This window comes from Streptomyces sp. Root431, assembly GCF_001426585.1.
Taxonomy (GTDB): domain Bacteria; phylum Actinomycetota; class Actinomycetes; order Streptomycetales; family Streptomycetaceae; genus Streptomyces; species Streptomyces stackebrandtii.
Genome location: NZ_LMEI01000010.1, coordinates 277,674 through 296,676, shown reverse-complemented (window position 1 = coordinate 296,676; position 19,003 = coordinate 277,674). Strand labels below are relative to the sequence as shown.

At 71.8% G+C, this 19,003-nt stretch carries 16 protein-coding genes; 9 read left to right on the top strand and 7 right to left on the bottom strand.

Annotated features, from left to right (window positions below):
* Window positions 1-22 precede the first annotated feature (22 nt).
* The 3 genes from pth to ASC82_RS31155 all read left to right on the top strand — a co-directional run bounded on the left by pth (window position 23) and on the right by ASC82_RS31155 (window position 2,056).
* The gene (gene pth / locus ASC82_RS19005; protein ID WP_056649199.1) at window positions 23-619 is read left to right on the top strand and encodes an aminoacyl-tRNA hydrolase; all 597 of its coding nucleotides are present in this window, start codon (window positions 23-25) and stop codon (window positions 617-619) included.
* Between the two features lie 42 nt (window positions 620-661).
* The gene (locus ASC82_RS19000) at window positions 662-1,105 is read left to right on the top strand and encodes a hypothetical protein (RefSeq protein WP_056649196.1); all 444 of its coding nucleotides are present in this window, start codon (window positions 662-664) and stop codon (window positions 1,103-1,105) included.
* A gap of 126 nt (window positions 1,106-1,231) precedes the next feature.
* Window positions 1,232-2,056, top strand: coding sequence for an LPXTG cell wall anchor domain-containing protein (locus ASC82_RS31155; protein WP_242427706.1), 825 nt, complete (start codon window positions 1,232-1,234; stop codon window positions 2,054-2,056).
* A gap of 75 nt (window positions 2,057-2,131) precedes the next feature.
* Here the strand turns inward: ASC82_RS31155 and ppc are convergent, their stop codons facing one another.
* On the bottom strand, window positions 2,132-4,861 hold the full coding sequence (ppc, locus tag ASC82_RS18990; RefSeq protein ID WP_056649193.1) for a phosphoenolpyruvate carboxylase: 2,730 nt from the start codon (window positions 4,859-4,861) through the stop codon (window positions 2,132-2,134).
* A gap of 238 nt (window positions 4,862-5,099) precedes the next feature.
* On the opposite strand from ppc, the gene ASC82_RS18985 reads away from it, so the two are divergent.
* From ASC82_RS18985 to ASC82_RS18965, 5 genes are all read left to right on the top strand, one after another.
* On the top strand, window positions 5,100-6,083 hold the full coding sequence (locus ASC82_RS18985; RefSeq protein WP_056649190.1) for a fatty acid desaturase: 984 nt from the start codon (window positions 5,100-5,102) through the stop codon (window positions 6,081-6,083).
* On the top strand, window positions 6,080-6,781 hold the full coding sequence (locus tag ASC82_RS18980; protein WP_024754866.1) for a TetR/AcrR family transcriptional regulator: 702 nt from the start codon (window positions 6,080-6,082) through the stop codon (window positions 6,779-6,781). Before ASC82_RS18985 ends, ASC82_RS18980 begins: the two co-directional genes overlap by 4 nt.
* A 224-nt stretch (window positions 6,782-7,005) precedes the next feature.
* On the top strand, window positions 7,006-8,712 hold the full coding sequence (locus ASC82_RS18975; RefSeq protein WP_056649188.1) for an FG-GAP-like repeat-containing protein: 1,707 nt from the start codon (window positions 7,006-7,008) through the stop codon (window positions 8,710-8,712).
* A gap of 245 nt (window positions 8,713-8,957) precedes the next feature.
* Window positions 8,958-10,664, top strand: coding sequence for a VCBS repeat-containing protein (locus tag ASC82_RS18970; RefSeq protein WP_056649185.1), 1,707 nt, complete (start codon window positions 8,958-8,960; stop codon window positions 10,662-10,664).
* A 70-nt stretch (window positions 10,665-10,734) separates the two neighbouring features.
* Window positions 10,735-12,450 (top strand): FG-GAP-like repeat-containing protein, encoded by a 1,716-nt coding sequence (locus ASC82_RS18965; RefSeq protein WP_056649177.1) that lies wholly within the window; start codon window positions 10,735-10,737, stop codon window positions 12,448-12,450.
* A 73-nt stretch (window positions 12,451-12,523) separates the two neighbouring features.
* Here ASC82_RS18965 and ASC82_RS18960 read toward each other — a convergent pair whose 3' ends face one another.
* Window positions 12,524-13,357, bottom strand: coding sequence for a trans-aconitate 2-methyltransferase (locus ASC82_RS18960; protein WP_056649176.1), 834 nt, complete (start codon window positions 13,355-13,357; stop codon window positions 12,524-12,526).
* A 163-nt stretch (window positions 13,358-13,520) separates the two neighbouring features.
* Here ASC82_RS18960 and ASC82_RS18955 point away from each other — a divergent pair, with 163 nt between their 5' ends.
* On the top strand, window positions 13,521-14,018 hold the full coding sequence (locus tag ASC82_RS18955; protein ID WP_024754861.1) for a MarR family transcriptional regulator: 498 nt from the start codon (window positions 13,521-13,523) through the stop codon (window positions 14,016-14,018).
* On the opposite strand, the gene ASC82_RS18950 is transcribed toward ASC82_RS18955, so the two are convergent.
* The 5 genes from ASC82_RS18950 to ASC82_RS18930 form a co-directional block, all read right to left on the bottom strand.
* Complete coding sequence (locus ASC82_RS18950; protein WP_056649634.1) at window positions 13,977-14,783, bottom strand: response regulator transcription factor; 807 nt, start codon at window positions 14,781-14,783, stop codon at window positions 13,977-13,979. The genes ASC82_RS18955 and ASC82_RS18950 overlap by 42 nt on opposite strands.
* Window positions 14,784-15,024: 241 nt before the next feature.
* Window positions 15,025-16,170, bottom strand: coding sequence for a galactokinase (gene galK, locus ASC82_RS18945; RefSeq protein WP_056649172.1), 1,146 nt, complete (start codon window positions 16,168-16,170; stop codon window positions 15,025-15,027).
* The gene (galE, locus tag ASC82_RS18940; protein ID WP_056649166.1) at window positions 16,170-17,150 is read right to left on the bottom strand and encodes a UDP-glucose 4-epimerase GalE; all 981 of its coding nucleotides are present in this window, start codon (window positions 17,148-17,150) and stop codon (window positions 16,170-16,172) included. Before galE ends, galK begins: the two co-directional genes overlap by 1 nt.
* On the bottom strand, window positions 17,147-18,190 hold the full coding sequence (gene galT, locus ASC82_RS18935; RefSeq protein ID WP_056649163.1) for a galactose-1-phosphate uridylyltransferase: 1,044 nt from the start codon (window positions 18,188-18,190) through the stop codon (window positions 17,147-17,149). The genes galE and galT overlap by 4 nt, the downstream gene beginning before the upstream one ends.
* Window positions 18,191-18,298: 108 nt before the next feature.
* Window positions 18,299-18,985, bottom strand: a complete 687-nt coding sequence (locus ASC82_RS18930; protein ID WP_056649631.1) for a LuxR C-terminal-related transcriptional regulator — start codon at window positions 18,983-18,985, stop codon at window positions 18,299-18,301.
* Window positions 18,986-19,003 lie beyond the last annotated feature (18 nt).

Genomic DNA, 19,003 nt, shown 5'->3' with positions numbered 1-19,003 from the left:
CTCACGAGGAGACCTGACGCACATGACGGACGACGCCAACGCCCCCTGGCTGATCGTCGGCCTCGGCAACCCGGGGCCCGAGTACGCCGCCAACCGCCACAACATCGGCTTCATGGTCGTGGACCTGCTGGCCGAGCGGATGCGCGGTTCGTTCAAGCGGGCGCAGAAGGCCCAGGCGCAGGTCGTCGAGGGCCGGATGGGGCCTCCCGGGCCGTCGAGCCGCCGGGTGATCCTCGTGAAGCCCATGTCGTACATGAACCTGTCGGGCGGGCCCGTGACGGCGCTGCGCGACTTCTACAAGGTGCCGACGGAGCACGTCGTGGCGATCCATGACGAGCTGGACATCGACTACTCGGTGCTGCGCCTGAAGATCGGCGGCGGCGACAACGGGCACAACGGTCTGAAGTCGATGACGAAGGCGATGGGCGCCGAGTACCACCGGGTGCGGTGCGGGATCGGGCGTCCGCCGGGCCGGATGCAGGTCGCGGACTTCGTCCTGAAGGACTTCTCGTCGACGGAGCGCAAGGACCTCGACTGGTTCGTGGACCGGGCGGCGGACTCGGTGGAGTGCCTGGTCGCGGAGGGCCTGGAGCGGGCCCAGTCCGCGTACAACTCCTAGCCCCCCTGGCCCCGGGAACGTACGACTGTACGATCGCGGGTCATGACGCACGTCCGTAACGCCGCCATGACCCTGGTCGCCCTGCTCCTCGTCGTCGGGGGTGCGTGGGCGTCGTGGGACTCCGCCCAGCACGTCCTGCTCGCCAAGGGCCGCGAGCACGGGACGCTGACGGTGACGGGCTGCACGGAGGAGACGTGCAGCGGTACGTACGCCGCCGAGGACCCGTCGTCGACGCGGCGGACGCTGACGATCGAGGCCTCGGTCGCGGCGGAGAAGGGCGCGACGATCCCCGTGGTGGTGAAGCCGGGCACGAGCGAGGGCGTACGGACGGGATGGGGCGGCGGGCTGCACGCGTGGCTGCCGCTGGGGGGTGCGCTGCTGCTCGCGGCGCCGGTGATCGGCGGCGGGCTGCGGATGACGCGGACGGCGTGGTCGCTCGCGGGGGCGGGCGGGGCGCTGTTGGTGGCGGCGTTCCTGACGCTCTGACCGAACTGCGCGGGTTGATGGTGCGATTGTTACCGGTCTCTGGGTTAAGGCTGACTTAAAGCGATGGATAGGCTGCCCCCGCCACCTCCCACGGCAAACCCTTTTCCCACAGATGGACGACTGCACATGCGACGTTCCCTGATTTCCGCCGGCGCGCTGGTCGCAGCCCTTGCCGGCTCCCTCGTACTCGCCCCGGTCGCGTCCGCGTCCGAGCAGCCGCCGCTGCCGCTGCACCAGATCGAGGATCTCCCGCTGACCGCCGGAGAGTTCGAGAAGGGCGACTGCCCGACGGTCCCGTCCGGCAAGGACGGCTGGCACTTCGTGCTCCCGGGCAGCGGCAAGGACGACTCCGCCGTCTTCACCAAGCTGACCGTCGAGTTCGAGCCCGGCGGCGAGCAGACCATCACGGTCTTCGGCCCGCCGAGCGACAAGCACGCCTACGCCGTGTCCGAGCCGGGCGCGAAGCTGGTCGCCGCCTCGGCCGAGGTCAGCGGCACGGTCAAGCAGGGCTGGTTCAACCTGTCCCACACCTGCCCGGCCACCCCGGTCACCGAGACCACGCCGCCGGTCGAGACCACGCCTCCGGTCACCGAGACCCCCGGTACGGAGACCCCCGGCACGGAGACCCCCGGCACCGAGACTCCCGGTACGGAGACCCCCGGCACGGAGACCCCCGGCACCGAGACGCCGGCCCCGTCCGAGTCGACCCCCGGCGGCACCGAGTCCCCGTCCCCGTCCGAGACGCCGGGCGGCACCGAGTCCCCGTCGGCCACCGCGCCCGCCGGCGAGACCGCCGGTACCGGCACCGGTGGTACCGACAGCAAGGGTGAGGGCGACCTCGCCGAGACCGGCTCCAGCGCGCCCGTCGGCGTCCTGGCCGCCGTCGCCGTCGCCCTCGCGGGTGCCGGTGCGTTCCTGGTCACCCGCCGCCGCAAGGCGCAGCAGGGCTGATCCGCGCCGTCATGACCGTGCCCCCGTCGGAGTCCGAGGATTCCGGCGGGGGCACGGTCGTGCGTACGGCGGGGATCAGCCGGTGTTGCGCAGGCCCGCCGCGACACCGTTCACCGTGAGGAGCAGGGCCCGCGCGAGCAGCGGGTCCGGGTCCTCGCCGCGCTCCGCGTCCGCGCGCTGGCGGGCGAGGAGGGCGACCTGGAGGTAGGAGATCGGGTCCAGGTAGGCGTCGCGGATGGCGAAGGTCTGCTGGAGGACCGGGTTGGAGTCCAGGAGCTTCTCGCCGCCGGTGACCTTGAGGACCTCGGCGACGGTCAGGGCGTGTTCGGCCTCGATGGTGTCGAAGACGTGCTTCAGCTCGTCGGGGACGAGGGTGTCGACGTAGTGGCGGGCGATCCGCAGGTCGGTCTTGGCGAGCGTCATCTCGACGTTGGCGAGGAAGTTGCGGAAGAAGTGCCAGTTCCCGTACATCTCGCCGAGGACGGCGTCGAGTCCGGCCTCGCGCAGGGCCTTGAGGCCCGAGCCGACGCCGAACCAGCCGGGGACGATCTGCCGGGACTGGGTCCAGCCGAACACCCAGGGGATGGCGCGGAGTCCGTCGAGGGAGACGCCGGAGCCCGGGCGGCGAGAGGGCCGTGAGCCCAGGTGGAGGTCGGCGAGCTGGTCGACGGGGGTGGAGGCGAGGAAGTACGCCGGCAGGCCGGGGTCCTCGACGAGCTTGCGGTACGCGGTGTGGGCGGCGTCCGAGACGGTGTCCATGGCCGCGTCCCAGCGGGCGAGGGCCTCGTCGGACTGGCGCGGGGAGGTGTGCAGGGCGGAGGCCTGCAGCGTGGCCGCGACGGTCAGTTCGAGGTTCTCGCGGGCGAGGGACGGGATCAGGTACTTGTCGGAGATGACCTCGCCCTGCTCGGTCACCTTGATCTCGCCCTCCAGGGTGCCCCAGGGCTGCGCGAGGATCGCGGTGTGCGAGGGGCCGCCGCCGCGGCCGACGGTGCCGCCGCGGCCGTGGAAGAGGCGCAGGCGCACGCCGTAGCGGTGGGCGACGTCGCGGAGGCGACGCTGAGCGCGGTGGATCTCCCACTGGCTCGTGGTGATGCCGCCGAACTTCGACGAGTCCGAGTAGCCGAGCATGACCTCCTGGACGTCGCCGCGGAGCGAGACGAGGCGCCGGTAGGAGGGGTCGGCCAGCATGTCGTTGAGGATGACGTCGGCGGCCTTGAGCTCGTCGGTGGTCTCCAGGAGCGGCACGATGCCGATCTTGGCCCAGCCGGCGTGCAGGTCGACGAGACCGGCCTCGCGGGCGAGGACGGCCGCGGCGAAGACGTCGTCGGCGCCCTGGCACATCGAGATGATGTACGACTCGATGACCTCGGGGCCGAAGCGCTCGAAGGCCTGCTTGATGGTGTGGAAGACGCCGAGGGTCTTCTCGCCGGCGGCGTCCAGCGGGGCCGGGGTCGGGGCGAGCGGGCGGCGCGAGCGCAGCTCCTTGGCGAGCAGCTTCTGCCGGTAGTCGCGGGGCATGTCCGCGTATCGCCAGGACTCCTCGCCGAGGCGGTCGAAGAGCTGGCCGAGGGCGTGGTGGTGGGCGTCGGCGTGCTCGCGGACGTCCATGGTGGCGAGCTGGAGGCCGAAGGCCGAGAGGGTGCGGATGGTGCGGTCCATCCGGCCGTCGGCGAAGAGGCCGCCGCGGTGCTCGCGCAGCGAGGTCTGGATCAGGGTGAGGTCGTGGATCAGCTCGGCGGTGCCGAGGTAGTCGCGGCCGTCCTGGTGCGGGGTGCCGGAGGCGAGGCGCTCGCGGGTGTTGACGAGCTTCTGCCGGATGCAGGTCGCCTTGAGGCGGTACGGCTCCTCGGCGTTGAGGCGCTTGTAGCGGGGGCTGATCTCCGGGAGGAGCTCCAGGTCGCGCTGGAGGGAGTCCAGGAGTTCCTGGGTGGCTCCGGTGTAGCGGATGGAGTTGGAGAGGAGTCCGCGCAGGTAGTCGACCAGTTCGAGGGCGTCGGTGATGCCGTGCTCGTGCTGGAGGATCAGGACGTCCCAGGTCACCTGCGGGGTGACGTTGGGGTTGCCGTCGCGGTCGCCGCCGATCCAGGTGCCGAAGGTCAGCGGGCGGGTGCCGGCGGGGAGTTCGACGCCGACGCGCTCCAGCTCGGCGGCGAGGTCCTCCAGGACGTCGCCGACGGCGTTGGCGTGCAGTTCGTCGAGGTAGTAGATGGCGTTGCGCGCCTCGTCGGAGGGCTCGGGGCGGACGACCCGGAGCTCGTCGGTCTGCCAGATGAGGTCGATGTTCTCGGCGAGCCTCAGGTCGTGGCGGCGCCGGTCGGCCTCGATGACCGGGGTCTCCAGGAGGGCGGCGATCCGGCGCAGCTTGTTGAGGACGGAGCGGCGGGCGGCCTCGGTGGGGTGCGCGGTGAAGACCGGTCGCACGTTGAGGTTCTTGACCGTCTCGCGGACGTGCTCGGGGTCGCCGTCCTTGAGCATGTCGGCGGTGCGGGCGAGGAGGCCGCCCTCGGCGGCGCGCTTCTCGCGCATCTCGCGGCCGCGGTGGACCTGCTCGGTGACGTTCGCCAGGTGGAAGTAGGTGGAGAAGGCGCGCACCAGCTTGGCTGCGGTCTCCAGCTCGACGCCCTGGAGCAGCTCGGCGGCTGCCTCGCCGTCCTCGCGGGTGAGGCGGCGGACCTTCTCGACGAGGTCGAGGAGTTCGTGGCCTTCCTGGCGTACGAGGGTCTCGCCGAGGAGATCGCCCAGTCGGCGGATGTCGGCGCGCAGCTCGGTGCTGGCGGTGGGGGTCTGGTCGGCACTGCTCACAGGTGCGGCTCCTTGCAGTGTTTGAGCACGTCTGGAGGGGTACTGGAGGCTTGCGGACCGCGCTGTCCGACGCACCCAGGATAGGTGTCCGCCGGGGCGGCGTGGCCAACGCCCCTCTCGTGCCCCCTTGCCGCGCGTCACGGCGCTGCCATACTTACGACGCCGTAGGTTACGGAAGCGTAGCCACGGCCCGTCATACCGCTCTTTTCACCCTCACCCTCACCCCCAGGGGACACTCATGACCATCAGCCCCGAGGTGACCTCGGTGCCCGAGGCGCCCGACGACGCCACGGCTCTGCCCTCCGCCACGCTGGGCGGTGACAGCAAGGGCTCGACCGAGCAGATCGCGCTGGGCCTGTTCATCACGGTGCCGTTCCTGGCGCTGCTCGGCGCGGTGCCGCTGGCCTGGGGCTGGGGCGTGAGCTGGCTGGATCTCGGGCTGATGGTGGCGATGTACTACATCGGCTGCCACGGGATCACGATCGGTTTCCACCGCTACTTCACGCACGGTTCCTTCAAGGCGAAGCGGCCGCTGCGGATCGTGCTCGCGATCATGGGGTCGCTGGCCGTGGAGGGGCCGCTGGTGCGCTGGGTGGCGGACCACCGCAAGCACCACAAGTTCTCGGACGCGGAGGGCGACCCGCATTCGCCGTGGCGCTTCGGGGAGACGGTCCCGGCGCTGATGAAGGGCCTGTGGTGGGCGCACATCGCGTGGATGTTCGACGAGGAGCGGACCCCGCAGCACAAGTACGCCCCCGACCTGATCAAGGACCCGGCGATCCGCGGGATCTCCCGCCACTTCCTCTCCTTCACGGTCCTCTCCCTGGCGATCCCGCCGCTGGTGGGCGGTCTGGTGACGATGTCGTGGTGGGGCGCTTTCACCGCGTTCTTCTGGGGTTCGCTGGTCCGGGTGGCGCTGCTGCACCACGTGACGTGGTCGATCAACTCGATCTGCCACGCCGTGGGCAAGCGTCCCTTCAAGTCGCGTGACCGCTCGGGCAACGTGTGGTGGCTCGCGGTGCTGTCCTGCGGCGAGTCCTGGCACAACCTGCACCACGCGGACCCGACCTCGGCCCGGCACGGGGTGCTGCGCGGCCAGATCGACTCCAGCGCGCGGCTGATCCGCTGGTTCGAGCTCGCGGGCTGGGCGTCGGACGTGCGCTGGCCGGCGAAGGAGCGCATCGAAGCCCGGCGGCAGACCGCGTCCGCAGAAGCGGCATGATGGAAGACGTGGCGATCGAGGGCAGTACCAGCGGTACCGGCAGCACCGGCAGCGGAAGCGGCGAGCGGAAGCCCCGGCGTGGCCGCCGGGTGAGGATGACGGGCGCGGAGCGCCGGGAGCAGCTCCTCGACATCGGCCGCACGCTGTTCGCCGAGAAGGGCTTCGAGGGCACGTCGGTGGAGGAGATCGCGGCGAAGGCCGGGGTCTCCAAGCCGGTGGTGTACGAGCACTTCGGCGGCAAGGAGGGGCTGTACGCGGTCGTCGTCGACCGGGAGATGCGGCAGCTCCTGGAGGGGGTGACGGGCGCGCTGACCGCGGGCCACCCGCGGGAGCTCCTGGAGCAGGCGGCGTTCGCGCTGCTCGACTACATCGAGAAGTACACGGACGGTTTCCGCATCCTGGTACGGGACTCGCCGGTGGCGCAGTCGACGGGCACGTTCGCCTCGCTGATCAGCGACATCGCCACCCAGGTCGAGGACATCCTCGGGATGGAGTTCAAGAACCGCGGCTTCGACCCGAAACTGGCCCCGCTGTACGCGCAGGCCCTGGTGGGCAGTGTGGCCCTGACGGGCCAGTGGTGGCTGGACGTACGGAAGCCGGACAAGGCGGAGGTCGCGGCGCACCTGGTGAACCTGGCGTGGCACGGGCTGGACGGCCTGGAGCAGAAGCCGCGGTTGATAGGGCACCGCAAGAACTGACGGGAAGAACCGAACCGGACGGTCGGGTTCGGTCAGTTTCACTGAGTAAAGCTCTGGCGTAGGGCGCCCCCTTGGGTAGAATCGCGTTCAACATCCGGGGGGGTGTTCCGACCTTCGAGCGAAGCCGTCTCCGCACGCCCACCGGCCTGCGCTGACGCCGTTCGATGCCTGTACGAGCCCCCCTGTTTGGTTCCCTCGAACCTCTGATCCCTGGGGGGGATCTCTTGCGTTTCACGAATTCCAAGCGTGCGGGGCGCATCGCCGCCTGCACTGCTCTCGCCCTCTCCGCGGGCGTGGTCCTCGCCTCGCCGGCCGTCGCCGAGACCGGGCCGCGGGTCGTTGCCGAGCGGACTCAGCCCGGCGTCTCCGCGCCGAAGCTGGACATGACGCAGCCCGCGGTCGAGTCGGGCGACGCCCGGATCGCCGGTGCCACGGCCGTCCTGAAGCCCCGTTTCGACGTCGGCGGTGACGGCAGGACCGACCTGATCTACCGCAGCTGGAACGGCCGGACGTACGTCGCCCCGACGGGCGGCGCGGACCCCGCCCAGTTCAGCCCGTCCTCCGACAGGGTGCCGCACTTCGACCTGATCCCGCTGGGCGACCAGTACGGCTCCACGCAGCCCGAGCTGCTCACGCTCTCGGAGGACGGTTCCCTCCGCCTGTACACCAACACGACCGCCACCACCGCCACGTACATGTGGACGGGCAAGGGCTGGAACATCTACAACAAGGTGTTCTCGCCCGGCGACATCAGTGGTGACGGCAAGGCCGACGTCCTCGCCCGCGAGTACGACGGCGACCTCTACTACTACCGCTGGACCGGCGGCAGCGCGCCCTTCGCCTCCCGGGTGAAGATCGGCGGCGGCTGGGGCGTCTACGACCAGGTCGTGGGCCTCGGCGACAACAGCGGTGACGGCCGCGGCGACATCGTCGCCCGGCGCACGGACGGCCGCCTGTTCTTCTACGGCTCCACCGGCATCCCGGCGACGCCGTTCAAGGCCCCCCGGGAGATCGGCCGGGGCTGGAACACGTACAACCAGATCATCGCCGTCGACGACCGCAACAGCGACGGCCGCGCCGACCTGCTCGCCCGCGACAAGGCCGGCTACCTCTGGTCCTACAGCGGTCTCGGCAACGGCTCGTTCACGGCGCCGCTCAAGCTCAACGGCAACTGGCGCCACGGGGACCAGTTCGCGCAGTCGGGCGGCATCCCCACCGTGGGAAGGAGCTCGTTCCTCGCCCGTGCGAAGTCCGGCGAGGTGTACTGGTACGGCAACAACAACGACGGCACGGTGACCCCGCGCGAGCTGTGGGCCGACGGCGACCTGTCGCAGGTGAACCTCACGTACGTCTCCGCGCTCGACCAGTACTCGGCCGCCGACTACCTGGAGATCTACCAGGGCAACCTGCACATCAACGGAAAGGTCAACCTCGGCGGCGGCTGGGGAGTCTTCAACACCCTCGTCGGCCCGGGCGACCTGACCGGCGACGGCAAGGCCGACCTGCTCGCCCGTACCAAGGACGGCGTCCTCTACCTGTACAAGGGCAACGGCTACGGCACGGCCGTGGGCTCCCGTACCCGCGTCGGTGACGGGTGGAGCACGTACAACAAGATCCTTGGCACCGGCGACTTCACGGGCGACGGCCGCGCGGACGTGGTGGGCCGTGACAAGTCCGGCAACCTGTGGCTGCACGCGGGCACCGGCAACCCGGCGGCTCCCTTCGCCGGCCGCAAGCAGATCGGCTCCGGCTGGGGCATCTACACCATGCTCGCGGCTCCGGGCGACCTGAGCGGCGACGGCAAGGCCGACCTGCTCGCGGTCGACTCGGCGGGCAAGCTGTTCCGGTACCTCGGCACCGGCACCTCCAAGGCCATCTCCGGCCGTGCGCAGATCGGCTCCGGCTACGGCACGTACAACACGCTGTACTAGGAGTGCACTGGGCGCCCCGCACCGGCCTCCGGTGCGGGGCGCCCGTCTATTCATGTACTCGCCAGGGAAACGTCTGGTGCCCGAGGCGTCGATGAGTAGACTCGTGTTCAACATCCGGGGGGTTGTTCCGACCTTCGAACGAAGCCGTCCCCGCGCGCCCACCGGCCTGCGCTGACGCCGTTCGATGCCTGTACGGACCCCCTGTTTGGTTCCCTTGAACCTCTGATCCCTGGGGGGGATCTTCTTTGTTCTTCCTGCGCTCCAAGCGTGCCGGCCGCGTCACCGCCTGCACCGCTCTCGCCCTCTCCGCCGGCATGCTCCTCACCGGTACGGCCACCGCCGGTACTCCGGCGCCGCGCCCGTCGGTCGAGAAGAAGGCACCCTCGTTCACGACGCCGAAGCTGACGCTCCCGAAGCAGGGTGCGGCCCGCGCCGGCGTCGCTGCGGCCGAGGCCGTCTCGCTGCCGCTCTCCGACCTGGACGGCGACGGCCTTGAGGACATCATCATGCGCGCCGTGGACGGCGGGCTCTACGCGGCCACGTCCCTCGAGACCGACGCCGTGTTCGACCTCGGCCGGGTCGGCGACGTCGCGAAGGACGTCATCCCGATCGGCAACCAGGGCGGCCAGTCGGTCAAGCCCGAGGTGCTCGTCCTCTCCGAGAACGGCACGCTCACCCTGTACACCGACGTCGGCCCGGCCGGTACCACCAAGAAGTCGGTGGTCGGCGGCGGCTGGCAGGTCTACAACAAGATCGTCTCGCCCGGTGACGTGAACGAGGACGGCCGCGCCGACGTGGTCGCCCGCACCCAGGACGGCCAGCTGTACCTGTACCTGGCCACCGACAGCGCGACCGCGCCGCTCGGCACCCGGATCAGCGTCGGCGGCGGCTGGAACGTCTACGACCAGCTCGTGGGCCTCGGCGACGGCAACGGCGACGGACGCGGCGACCTGTACGCCCGCGACCGCACCGGCTCGCTGTGGTGGTACCCCGGCACGGGCGACAAGACCAAGCCGTTCGGCTCCCCCAAGTCCATCGGCCGCGGCTGGGGCGAGTACAACCAGATCCTGCCCGCCGGCGGCGGCGACCTGCTGGCCCGGAACGACGCGGGCGCGCTCTTCTTCTACGCCCACAACGGCGACGGCACCCTGGCCGGGCGCCAGCAGGTCGGTGCGGCAGGCAGCTGGGCGGGCATCACGCAGTTCGCCGGCGCCGGCAACAACCCGTACACGGGCAAGGACGGGGCCTACGCGACCACGCCCGGCGGGGCGATGTACTGGTACGGCAACACCACCACCGGCAAGCTGGGCGAGCGCCAGGAGGTCAGCGGCGCGGGCAGCTGGAACGGCTGGAACTGGACGCACCTGTCCTCGATGAACCCGGACGGCGCCTCCGACCTCTCCTTCACCGTCCACGGCGACCTGTACATCGACGCCGCGGAGATCGGCTCCGGCTGGGACATCTACGACTCCCTCGTCGGCCCCGGCGACCTGAGCGGCGACGGCAAGGCCGATCTGGTCGCCCGGGACCGTTCCGGCGTGCTGTACCTCTACCGCGGCAACGGCAAGGGCGACGCCTTCTCCACCCGGATCCGGGTCGGCAGCGGCTGGGGCGCGTACAACAAGCTCCTCGGCGCCGGCGACTACACCGGTGACGGGCGTACGGACCTGCTGGCCCGCACCCCGGGCGGCGACCTGTACCTGTACCCGGGCACCGGCAAGGCCGCCACGCCGTTCGACACACGCGTGAAGATCGGCGGCGGCTGGGGCTCGTTCAAGCAGCTGGTCGCCCCCGGTGACCTGAACGCCGACGGCAAGGGCGACCTGATCTCGGTGAACGCGGCGGGCGAGCTGCACCGCTACCTGGGCACCGCGTCGAGCGCCGCGTGGAGCAAGTTCACGCAGGCGACCAGGATCGGCTACGGCTTCCAGGCCTACAACACCATGTCGTAACGGCTTCGCCGTTCGTGACCCGGCCCGCACCGAAGCTTCGGTGCGGGCCGCTTCATCCCTGGGGGGATTTTTGCGTTCCGCATTCTTCGGGCGCGCCCGTCGCGTCACCACCTGCACCGCGCTCGCCCTCTCGGCCGGCATGGTGCTCGCCTCGCCCGCCGTGGCCGAGTCCGGCCCCCGGCCCGTCGTGGAGCGGCCGCAGACCGCTGACACGTCGACGCCGAAGCTGGACATGTCGCAGCCGGCGGTGGAGTCGGGCACGGCCCGCGCCGCCGCGGCGACCGCCGTCGTGCCGTCCCGCTTCGACGTGAACGGCGACGGCAAGACCGACCTGATCCACCGCAGGTGGACCGGCTGGACGTTCGTCGCGCCGTCCAACGGCTCGGCCGCCACCGTGTTCGACCAGCCCGCGGGCTCCGGGCTGGGCTTCGACCTCGTTCCGCTCGGCGACCAGAACGGCACGGGCAAGCCCGAGCTGCTCTCGCTCTCCGAGGACGGCGTGCTCCGGCTGTACTCGGAGTCGACCCTGACCGGCGGCACGACCACCTGGTCGGGCAAGGGCTGGACCCTCTACAACAAGCTCTTCTCGCCCGGTGACATCAGCGGCGACGGCAAGGCCGACCTGCTGGCCCGCCAGCACAACGGCGACCTCTACTACTACCGCTGGACCGGCACGGCGACGGCGCCGTTCGCCGGCCGCGTGAAGGTCGGCCCCGGCTGGGGCGCCTACGACCAGCTCGTGGGCATCGGTGACAACAGCGGCGACGGCCGCGGCGACGTCGTGGCCCGGACCACGGACGGCCGCCTGTACTTCTACGGCAGCACCGGCGACCCGAGGTCGCCGTTCAAGCCCCGCAGGGAGCTCGGCAAGGGCTGGAACACGTACAACCAGCTCCTCGCCCCCGACGACCGCAACGGCGACGGCAAGGCCGACCTGCTCGCCCGGGACGGCGCCGGCGCCCTCTGGGCCTACAGCGGCCTCGGCAACGGCTCGTACTCGGCGCCACTGAAGCTCTCCGGCAGCTGGCTCGACGTCGATCAGTTCGGTGCGGCGGGCAACATCCCCACGAACGGCAAGCGCGGGTTCCTCGCCCGTGACAAGGCCGGGACGCTCTTCGAGTACCGCCACCGGAACAGTGGCAGGCTCGACGCCCGCCAGCAGGCGAGCGCCACCGGCGTCTTCGCCGGGGCGAACATCTCGTTCGTCTCCGCGCTGGACCCGGGCCCGCTCGCCGACTTCCTGGAGGTCTACCAAGGCCGCCTGGTCAGCAACAGCGAGACCGACCTCGGCGGCGGCTGGCAGATCTACAACCTGATCGTCGGCCCCGGCGACCTGAGCGGCGACGGCAAGGCCGACCTGCTCGCCCGGGACCGCTCCGGCGTCCTCTACCTCTACCGCGGCAACGGCAAGGGCACGGCCGTGGCCTCCCGGATCCGGGTCGGTGACGGCTGGAGCGCGTACGACCGCATCCTGGGCGCGGGCGACTTCTCGGGAGACGGCCGTACGGACCTGCTGGCACGCGACCGCGCGGGCAACCTGTGGCTGTACCGGGGCACCGGCTCCGCGACCACCCCGTTCGCCGGGCGCAAGAACCTCGGCGGGGGCTGGGGCACGTACAACAAGCTGGCGGCGCCTGGCGACATGAGCGGCGACGGCAAGGCCGACCTGGTCGCGGTGAACGCGGCGGGCGACCTGTACCGGTACCTCGGTACGGGCACCGGCGCCACCCTCACCCGCCGGGTGGAGATCGGCCACGGCTTCCAGACCTACGCCGACCTGTTCTAGGCCTGTTCGTCAGAGCAGAACACGGGAGCCCCGTACCGGAGAACCGGTGCGGGGCTCCCGTGCGTTAAGGCACTCACGATGGCTTGCGCGCGACGGCGAAGACCCGGCGGAACGGGAAGACCGTGCCGTGCCGGCCCGGCGGGTAGGCCTGGCGGAGCCTGGTGCGGTACTGCGCGACGAACGCGTCGATCGCCTCGTGGTCGTCGCCCAGCGTCGTGAGGATCGGTCGCAACGCCGTGCCCATGACCCAGTCGAGAACGGGATCCTCGCCCTGGAGGAGCCGGCTGTAGGTCGTCTCCCAGACCTCGGTCTCGCAGCCGAGGTCGGTGAGCCGGGTGAGGTACTCGGCCGCGTCGAGGATGTGGACGAAGCGGCGGCCCTGGTCGCCGAGCCGGGAGCGCCACTCGGGGGCGTCGCAGAGCTCGCCGATCAGGGCGTGGCTGGGCGAGGTGAAGTTGGCGGGAACCTGGAAGGCGAGGGTGCCGCCGGGGCGGAGTCCGTCGATCCACGCGGCGAAGGACTCGGGGTGGTTGGGGACCCACTGGAGGGCCGCGCTGGAGACGATCAGGTCGAAGGGCTCGGCGGGGGTCCAGTGCGCGGCGTCGGCGGGCCGGAAGTCGAGCCAGCCGCCGCCCCGGGTGGTGCCGGACCAGTCCTTCTCGGCGCGCTCCAGCATGTCGGGCGAGAGGTCGAAGCCGGTGATGTGGGCGTCGGTCCACCGGTCGGCGAGGAGCGCCGTCACGTTTCCGGGGCCGCAGCCGAGGTCGGCGATGCGGGCCGGCCGCCCTTGGGCCGGCAGGCGCGGTATTCGGGCGAGCATGTCGAGGAAGGGACGGGTGCGGTGGCCGGAGTGGAGGAGGTACTGCTGCGGATCCCAGGTTGGTGCGGCGGATTCCACGGAATGCATGTTCGAAGCCCCCTTGCTGGAACGAGTGTCCGAAACGGAATGGTGTTCCGGCCCGGTCTCTTCCCCACACATCGGTGAAATATATCTCGTAATCAAGATTCTTGAATCCGAGAAACTTGAACACAAGAGACTTTATGTCAACAGACCCTCTACACTGATCGTCATGGAGGACGAGGTCGACCGACTGGTCGCAGCATGGCGCCGCGAGCGCCCCGACCTCGACGTGGAACCGCTCGAGGTGCTCAGCCGCGTCTCGCGGCTCGCCCGCCACCTCGACCGCGCCCGTCGGCTCGCCTTCTCCGAGCACCAGCTGGAGCCCTGGGAGTTCGACGTCCTCACCTCGCTCCGCCGGGCCGGAGCGCCCTACCAGCTCTCCCCCGGCCAGCTCCTGACGCAGACTCTGGTCACCTCGGGCACCATGACCAACCGCATCGACCGACTGACCAAAAAGGGTCTGGTCGAGCGGCTCCCCGACCCCAGCGACCGGCGCGGGGTCCTCGTCCGGCTCACCCCCGAGGGCCGCGACCGCGCCGACGAGGCGCTCGCCGGGCTCCTCGCCCAGGAGCGCGCCATCCTGGCCCAGCTCTCCCGCGCCCAGCGCGGCGAACTGGCCGCGCTGCTACGCCGGCTGACCGCCCCGTTCGACAACGTCCCCGGATAGCTCCGGAGCGGGCGCCCCCGCCGGGTCCCCTTCCAGCGTCGCCGGACCGACGCCCGCGCGGCGGGCCAGCGCCACCGCCGCCAGGGTCGAGTGGACGCCCAGCTTCCCCAGCACGTTCTGCATGTGCGTACGGACGGTGTGCGGGGAGAGGAAGAGCCGCTCGGCGACGGCCTTGCGGCCCAGGCCCGCGACCATGCAGCGCAACACCTCCAGCTCGCGCGGGGTCAGCGACTCCACGAGCCGCTCGCTGTCCGTCCGGTGCTTGCGGGCCGCCGTCAGCTCCCGCAGGACGCCCGTGAGCAGCGCGGGCGGCAGATGCGTCTCGTCCCGCAGCACCCCGCGGACCACCGCGAGGAGCCGCTGGAGCGAGCAGTCCTTCGCGACCCATCCCGAGGCCCCGGCCTGGAGCGCCAGCGCCGCCCTGCGCGGGTCGTCCTTCTCGGCGAGGACGATCGTCCGGACGGCGGGCTGGGTCCTGCGCACCCCCGCGACCAGGGAGATCCCGTCGACCACCACCTCCGCCTGGTCCGGAACCGCGCGCGCCGCGGCGACGGCCGCCGCCGCGGGCCCCGCCCCCAACTCGGCGTCGACGAGCAGCACGTCGAAGCGCCGCCCCTCCGCGATCCCGCGGTCCAGGCAGCGCAAGGCGGCCGGGCCGCTGCCCGCGGCGGAGACGTCGACGTCGGGCTCGGCCGCGAGAGCGGCGGCCAGAGACTCGGCGAAGATGCGGTGGTCGTCCACCACCAGGATCCGGATACGTGCCACGGACACCCCCAAGTGTCGAGGAGCGGACCGGCGCGGGCACGGCGCCGGAGGCGGGTCCGTCGGTCGCACGGCCGCCGCCGTGCGTTGACTGTTACCCCAGCTCGCAGCGCCGTACCCGGCAGGTCTCGACCCCTGAACAGCACCGGCCCCCACCGGCGCCGCCCCTCAGGTTAGGGGCGGGGCGTCGCGGTGGGGGCCGTTTGGCGGAACTGTCCGAACTCGTACGTTCGGTTGACCGGGTTCAGAGCCTGCGCGCGCCCTCCGCGGGGACGGCGGGGAAGATCCCGGGGGCCGCGTACCCGGCCTCGGCGAAGGCCTTCCCGACGGCGGCGGCGACCGCCTCCGCCCGGTCGGTCTCGACGAGGACGACGGCCGAGCCGCCGAAGCCGCCGCCGGTCATGCGGGCGCCGAGCGCCCCGGCCGCGTTCGCCGCCTCGACGACGAGGTCCAGCTCGGGGCAGGAGACCCGCAGGTCGTCCCGGAGCGAGGCGTGTCCCTCGGTGAGGACCGGACCGACGGCCCGGGGGTCCCCGGCGTCGAGCAGCGCGATCACGCGCTCCACCCGGGCGTTGTCCGTGACGACGTGCCGGACGTAGCGCAGAACCGTCTCGTCGCTCAGGAGTGCGAGGGATTCGGGTAGGTGCACGGCGCTCACGTCGCGCAGGGCCCGTACGCCGAGCGCCCGCGCACCCGCTTCACAACCGGCGCGCCGCTCCGCGTACGCGCCGTCTCCGAGCGCGTGCTTCACGCGGGTGTCGACGACGAGCAGCTCGAGTCCCTCGCCGGCCAGGTCGAAGGGGACCTGACGGTACGAGAGGTCGCGGGTGTCCAGGTGCAGGGCGTGGCCCGCCTCCGCGCACGCGGAGGCCATCTGGTCCATGACCCCGCAGGGGACGCCCACGAAGGCGTTCTCCGCGCGCTGGGCGAGCCGCGCGATCTCGGGCCGGGAGAGCCCGAGGCCGAAGAGGTCGTTCAGGGCTAGCGCCGTGACGACCTCCAGGGCCGCCGACGAGGAGAGCCCCGCGCCCGTCGGCACGGTCGAGGCGAGGTGGACGTCCGCGCCCGTCACCGGGTGCCCGGCCTCCCGCAGCGCCCAGACGACACCGGCGGGGTAGGCCGCCCAGCCGCCGCCGGAGAGCGGCTCCAGGCCCTCGACCTCCAGCTGCACGATCCCGCCGTCGATGTCGGCGGAGTGCAGGCGGAGGATGCCGTCGTCCCGGCGGGAGACGGCGGCGACGGCGGTGTGCGGCAGCGCGAGCGGCAGCACGAAGCCGTCGTTGAAGTCGGTGTACTCACCGATGAGGTTGACCCGCCCCGGGGCGGCCCACACCCCGTCGGGAGCGGCGCCGTACAGCGCCTCGAAGCCGGCGGCGACACTCTTCGGCATCACGACCGGACTCCCGCCCGCTGCTGCGCGAACGCCCAGGCGTCGGCGACGACCTCCGCCAGGTCCGGGCGGGACGGCGTCCAGCCGAGGCGCTCGCGCGCGGCCTCGGCGGAGGCGACCAGGGCGGCCGGGTCGCCGGGGCGGCGCCCGGCGGTGATCTCCGGGATCGGGTGGCCGGTGACCTTCCGGACGGTCTCGACGACCTCGCGGACGGAGAAGCCGTTGCCGTTGCCGAGGTTGCAGACCAGGTGCTCCCCGGCGGTCATCGCGTCGAGGGCCAGGACGTGGGCCTCGGCGAGGTCGGCGACGTGGATGTAGTCGCGGACGCAGGTGCCGTCCGGGGTCGGGTAGTCCTCGCCGTACACGGAGATGGCCTCGCGCTGGCCCAGGGCGACCTGGAGGACGAGCGGGATCAGGTGCGACTCGGGCGCGTGGCGCTCGCCGAGCGAGCCGTACGCCCCGGCCACGTTGAAGTAGCGCAGCGAGACGGCGGCCAGGCCGTGCGCGGCGCACTCCCCGCCGATCATGTGGTCGACGGCCAGCTTGCTCGCGCCGTACGGGCTGGTGGGCGCGGTCGGCGCGGACTCGGTGATCGGCACGGACTCGGGCTCGCCGTAGGTCGCGGCGGTGGAGGAGAAGACGAGGCGGCGCACCCCGGCCGCGCGCATGGCGGCGAGGAGGGCCATGGTGCCGCCGACGTTGTTCTCCCAGTACTTCTCGGGCTTGGCGACGGACTCGCCGACCTGGGAGAAGGCGGCGAAGTGCAGGACGCCGTCGTAGCCGGAGTCGAGCCACTTCGCGGCGTCCTGGATGCGGCCCTCGATGAACTCGGCGCCCTCCGGGACGCCTTCGGCGAAGCCGGTGGAGAGGTCGTCGAGGACGGTGACCCGGTGGCCCCGCTCCAGGAGGTGGGCGGCGACGACGCTGCCCACGTACCCGGCCCCTCCGGTCACCAGGTACTTCTTCGCGGTCGTGGTCATGCGGTGGCCACCTCTCGGATGCGTCGGGCCGCGTCCTCCGGCCGTACGTCGTTCATGAACGCGCCCATGCCGGACTCGGTGCCCGCGAGGAACTTCAGCTTGCCAGAGGCCCGTCGGACGGTGAAAAGCTCCAGGTGAAGTCCGAAGTCCTCCCGCCGCGCGTCCGTGAACGGCGCCTGGTGCCAGGCGGCGATGTAGGGCGTCGGCGGCTCGTCCGGGCCGAAGAGCCGGTCGAAGCGCCTCAAGAGTTCCAGGTAGACCTGTGCGAACTCTGTGCGGGCGGCCTCGTCGAGGGCGAGCAGGTCGGGTACCCGGCGCTTGGGGTACAGGTGCACCTCGTACGGCCAGTGGGCGGCGTACGGCACGAAGGCGATCCAGTGCTCGGTCTCCAGGACGACCCGCTCGCCGTCGGTCCGCTCGCGGGCGACGACGTCGTCGAAGAGGTTCCGTCCGGTCGCCGCGCGGTGCTCGTCGAGGCGGCGGCGCATCCGGGCCGTGCGGGGCGTGACGTACGGGAAGGCGTAGATCTGGCCGTGCGAGTGGGGCAGGGTGACGCCGATCTCCTGGCCGCGGTTCTCGAAGCAGTAGACCTGCTCGACGCCGGGCAGTGCGGAGAGTTCGCGGGTCCGGTCGGTCCAGGCGTCGAGGACGAGCCGGGCCCGGTCCTCGGTGAGGTCGGCGAAGGAGGCGGTGTGCTCGTCGGTGAAGCAGACGACCTCGCAGCGGCCGACGCCGCCGGAGAGGGAGGGGAAGCGGTTCTCGAAGACCACCACCTCGTAGTCCGCGGCGGGGATCTCGCTCTCGTGGCCGTCCCGGCCGGGGCAGAGCGGGCAGGCGTCGGCCGGCGGCTGGTAGGTGCGGGCCTGCCGGTGCGAGGCGACGGCGACGGGGTCGCCGGTGAGCTCGTCGAGGCGGATCTCGGAGCGGGAGACGACGGGGGTGAGCGGGCGCGGGTCGACGGCGTCGCGGACGGCGTCGTCGCGCGAGTCGTAGTAGATCAGCTCGCGCCCGTCGGCGAGCGTGGTGACGGTCTTCTTCACGGGGGTGCCCTCCGGGCGGGATCAAACAGAACCACGCACAAAGAATCACATTCAAACATCGCCGTCAATGGCGAAGCCGGCCGTCTCTCCGGACGACTGATCGAAGGGTTACGAAAGGGTGCCTCGCTGCGTCGGCACCGCCCGGTCGAGGAGCCCCGTGCGCGCCGCGAGCGCCGCCGCCTCCAGGCGCGAGCCGACGCCCAGCTTCATCAGGACCCGCTGCACGTGCGTCCGCGCCGTGCTCGGCGCGATCCGCATCCCCGCCGCGATCAGCCGGGTGTCCTCCCCCTCGGCGACCCGGACGAGGACCTCCACCTCCCGCTGCGTGAGCAGCCGCAGCAGCCGCTGGCCCTCGTCGTCCTGCCGCACGGAGGGGTTGAGCAGCTCCGCGAAGGCCGCCTGCAGCAGCTGCGGCGCCACCGCCGTCTCCCCCGCCCTGGCCTTCACGAGCGCGCGCTCGACGCCCTCGATGCGCTCGTCGTGCCGGACGTACCCCGAGGCCCCGGCCGCGAAGGCCGCCGCGATCCCGCGCGGCGACGGCACGGGCCCGAGCACCACCACGGCCACCTGCGGCCGCTCCCGCTTGATCCGTACGACCACGTCGAAGGCGCCCGGCTCGGCGGGGGCCGCGGTGCCGAGCAGGCACACCTCCGGCGCCCTGCTCACCACGAGCTCCGCCGCACCCGCCACCGGCGCCGCCGCGGCGAGCACCCGGTGCCCGCGCAGCTTCAGCGCCGAGGCCAGCGCCTCGGCGAGCAGTCGGTGGTCGTCCACGACCACGAGGCGTACGCCCATCCCGGTCATCCCCCATCC

Coding starts and splice junctions, on each gene's coding strand:
- pth (WP_056649199.1), top strand. CDS start 23: ATGACGGACGACGCCAACGCCCCCTGGCTGATCGTCGGCCTCGGCAAC.
- ASC82_RS19000 (WP_056649196.1), top strand. CDS start 662: ATGACGCACGTCCGTAACGCCGCCATGACCCTGGTCGCCCTGCTCCTC.
- ASC82_RS31155 (WP_242427706.1), top strand. CDS start 1,232: ATGCGACGTTCCCTGATTTCCGCCGGCGCGCTGGTCGCAGCCCTTGCC.
- ASC82_RS18985 (WP_056649190.1), top strand. CDS start 5,100: ATGACCATCAGCCCCGAGGTGACCTCGGTGCCCGAGGCGCCCGACGAC.
- ASC82_RS18980 (WP_024754866.1), top strand. CDS start 6,080: ATGATGGAAGACGTGGCGATCGAGGGCAGTACCAGCGGTACCGGCAGC.
- ASC82_RS18960 (WP_056649176.1), bottom strand. CDS start 13,357: ATGCATTCCGTGGAATCCGCCGCACCAACCTGGGATCCGCAGCAGTAC.
- ASC82_RS18955 (WP_024754861.1), top strand. CDS start 13,521: ATGGAGGACGAGGTCGACCGACTGGTCGCAGCATGGCGCCGCGAGCGC.
- galK (WP_056649172.1), bottom strand. CDS start 16,170: ATGCCGAAGAGTGTCGCCGCCGGCTTCGAGGCGCTGTACGGCGCCGCT.
- galE (WP_056649166.1), bottom strand. CDS start 17,150: ATGACCACGACCGCGAAGAAGTACCTGGTGACCGGAGGGGCCGGGTAC.
- ASC82_RS18930 (WP_056649631.1), bottom strand. CDS start 18,985: ATGGGCGTACGCCTCGTGGTCGTGGACGACCACCGACTGCTCGCCGAG.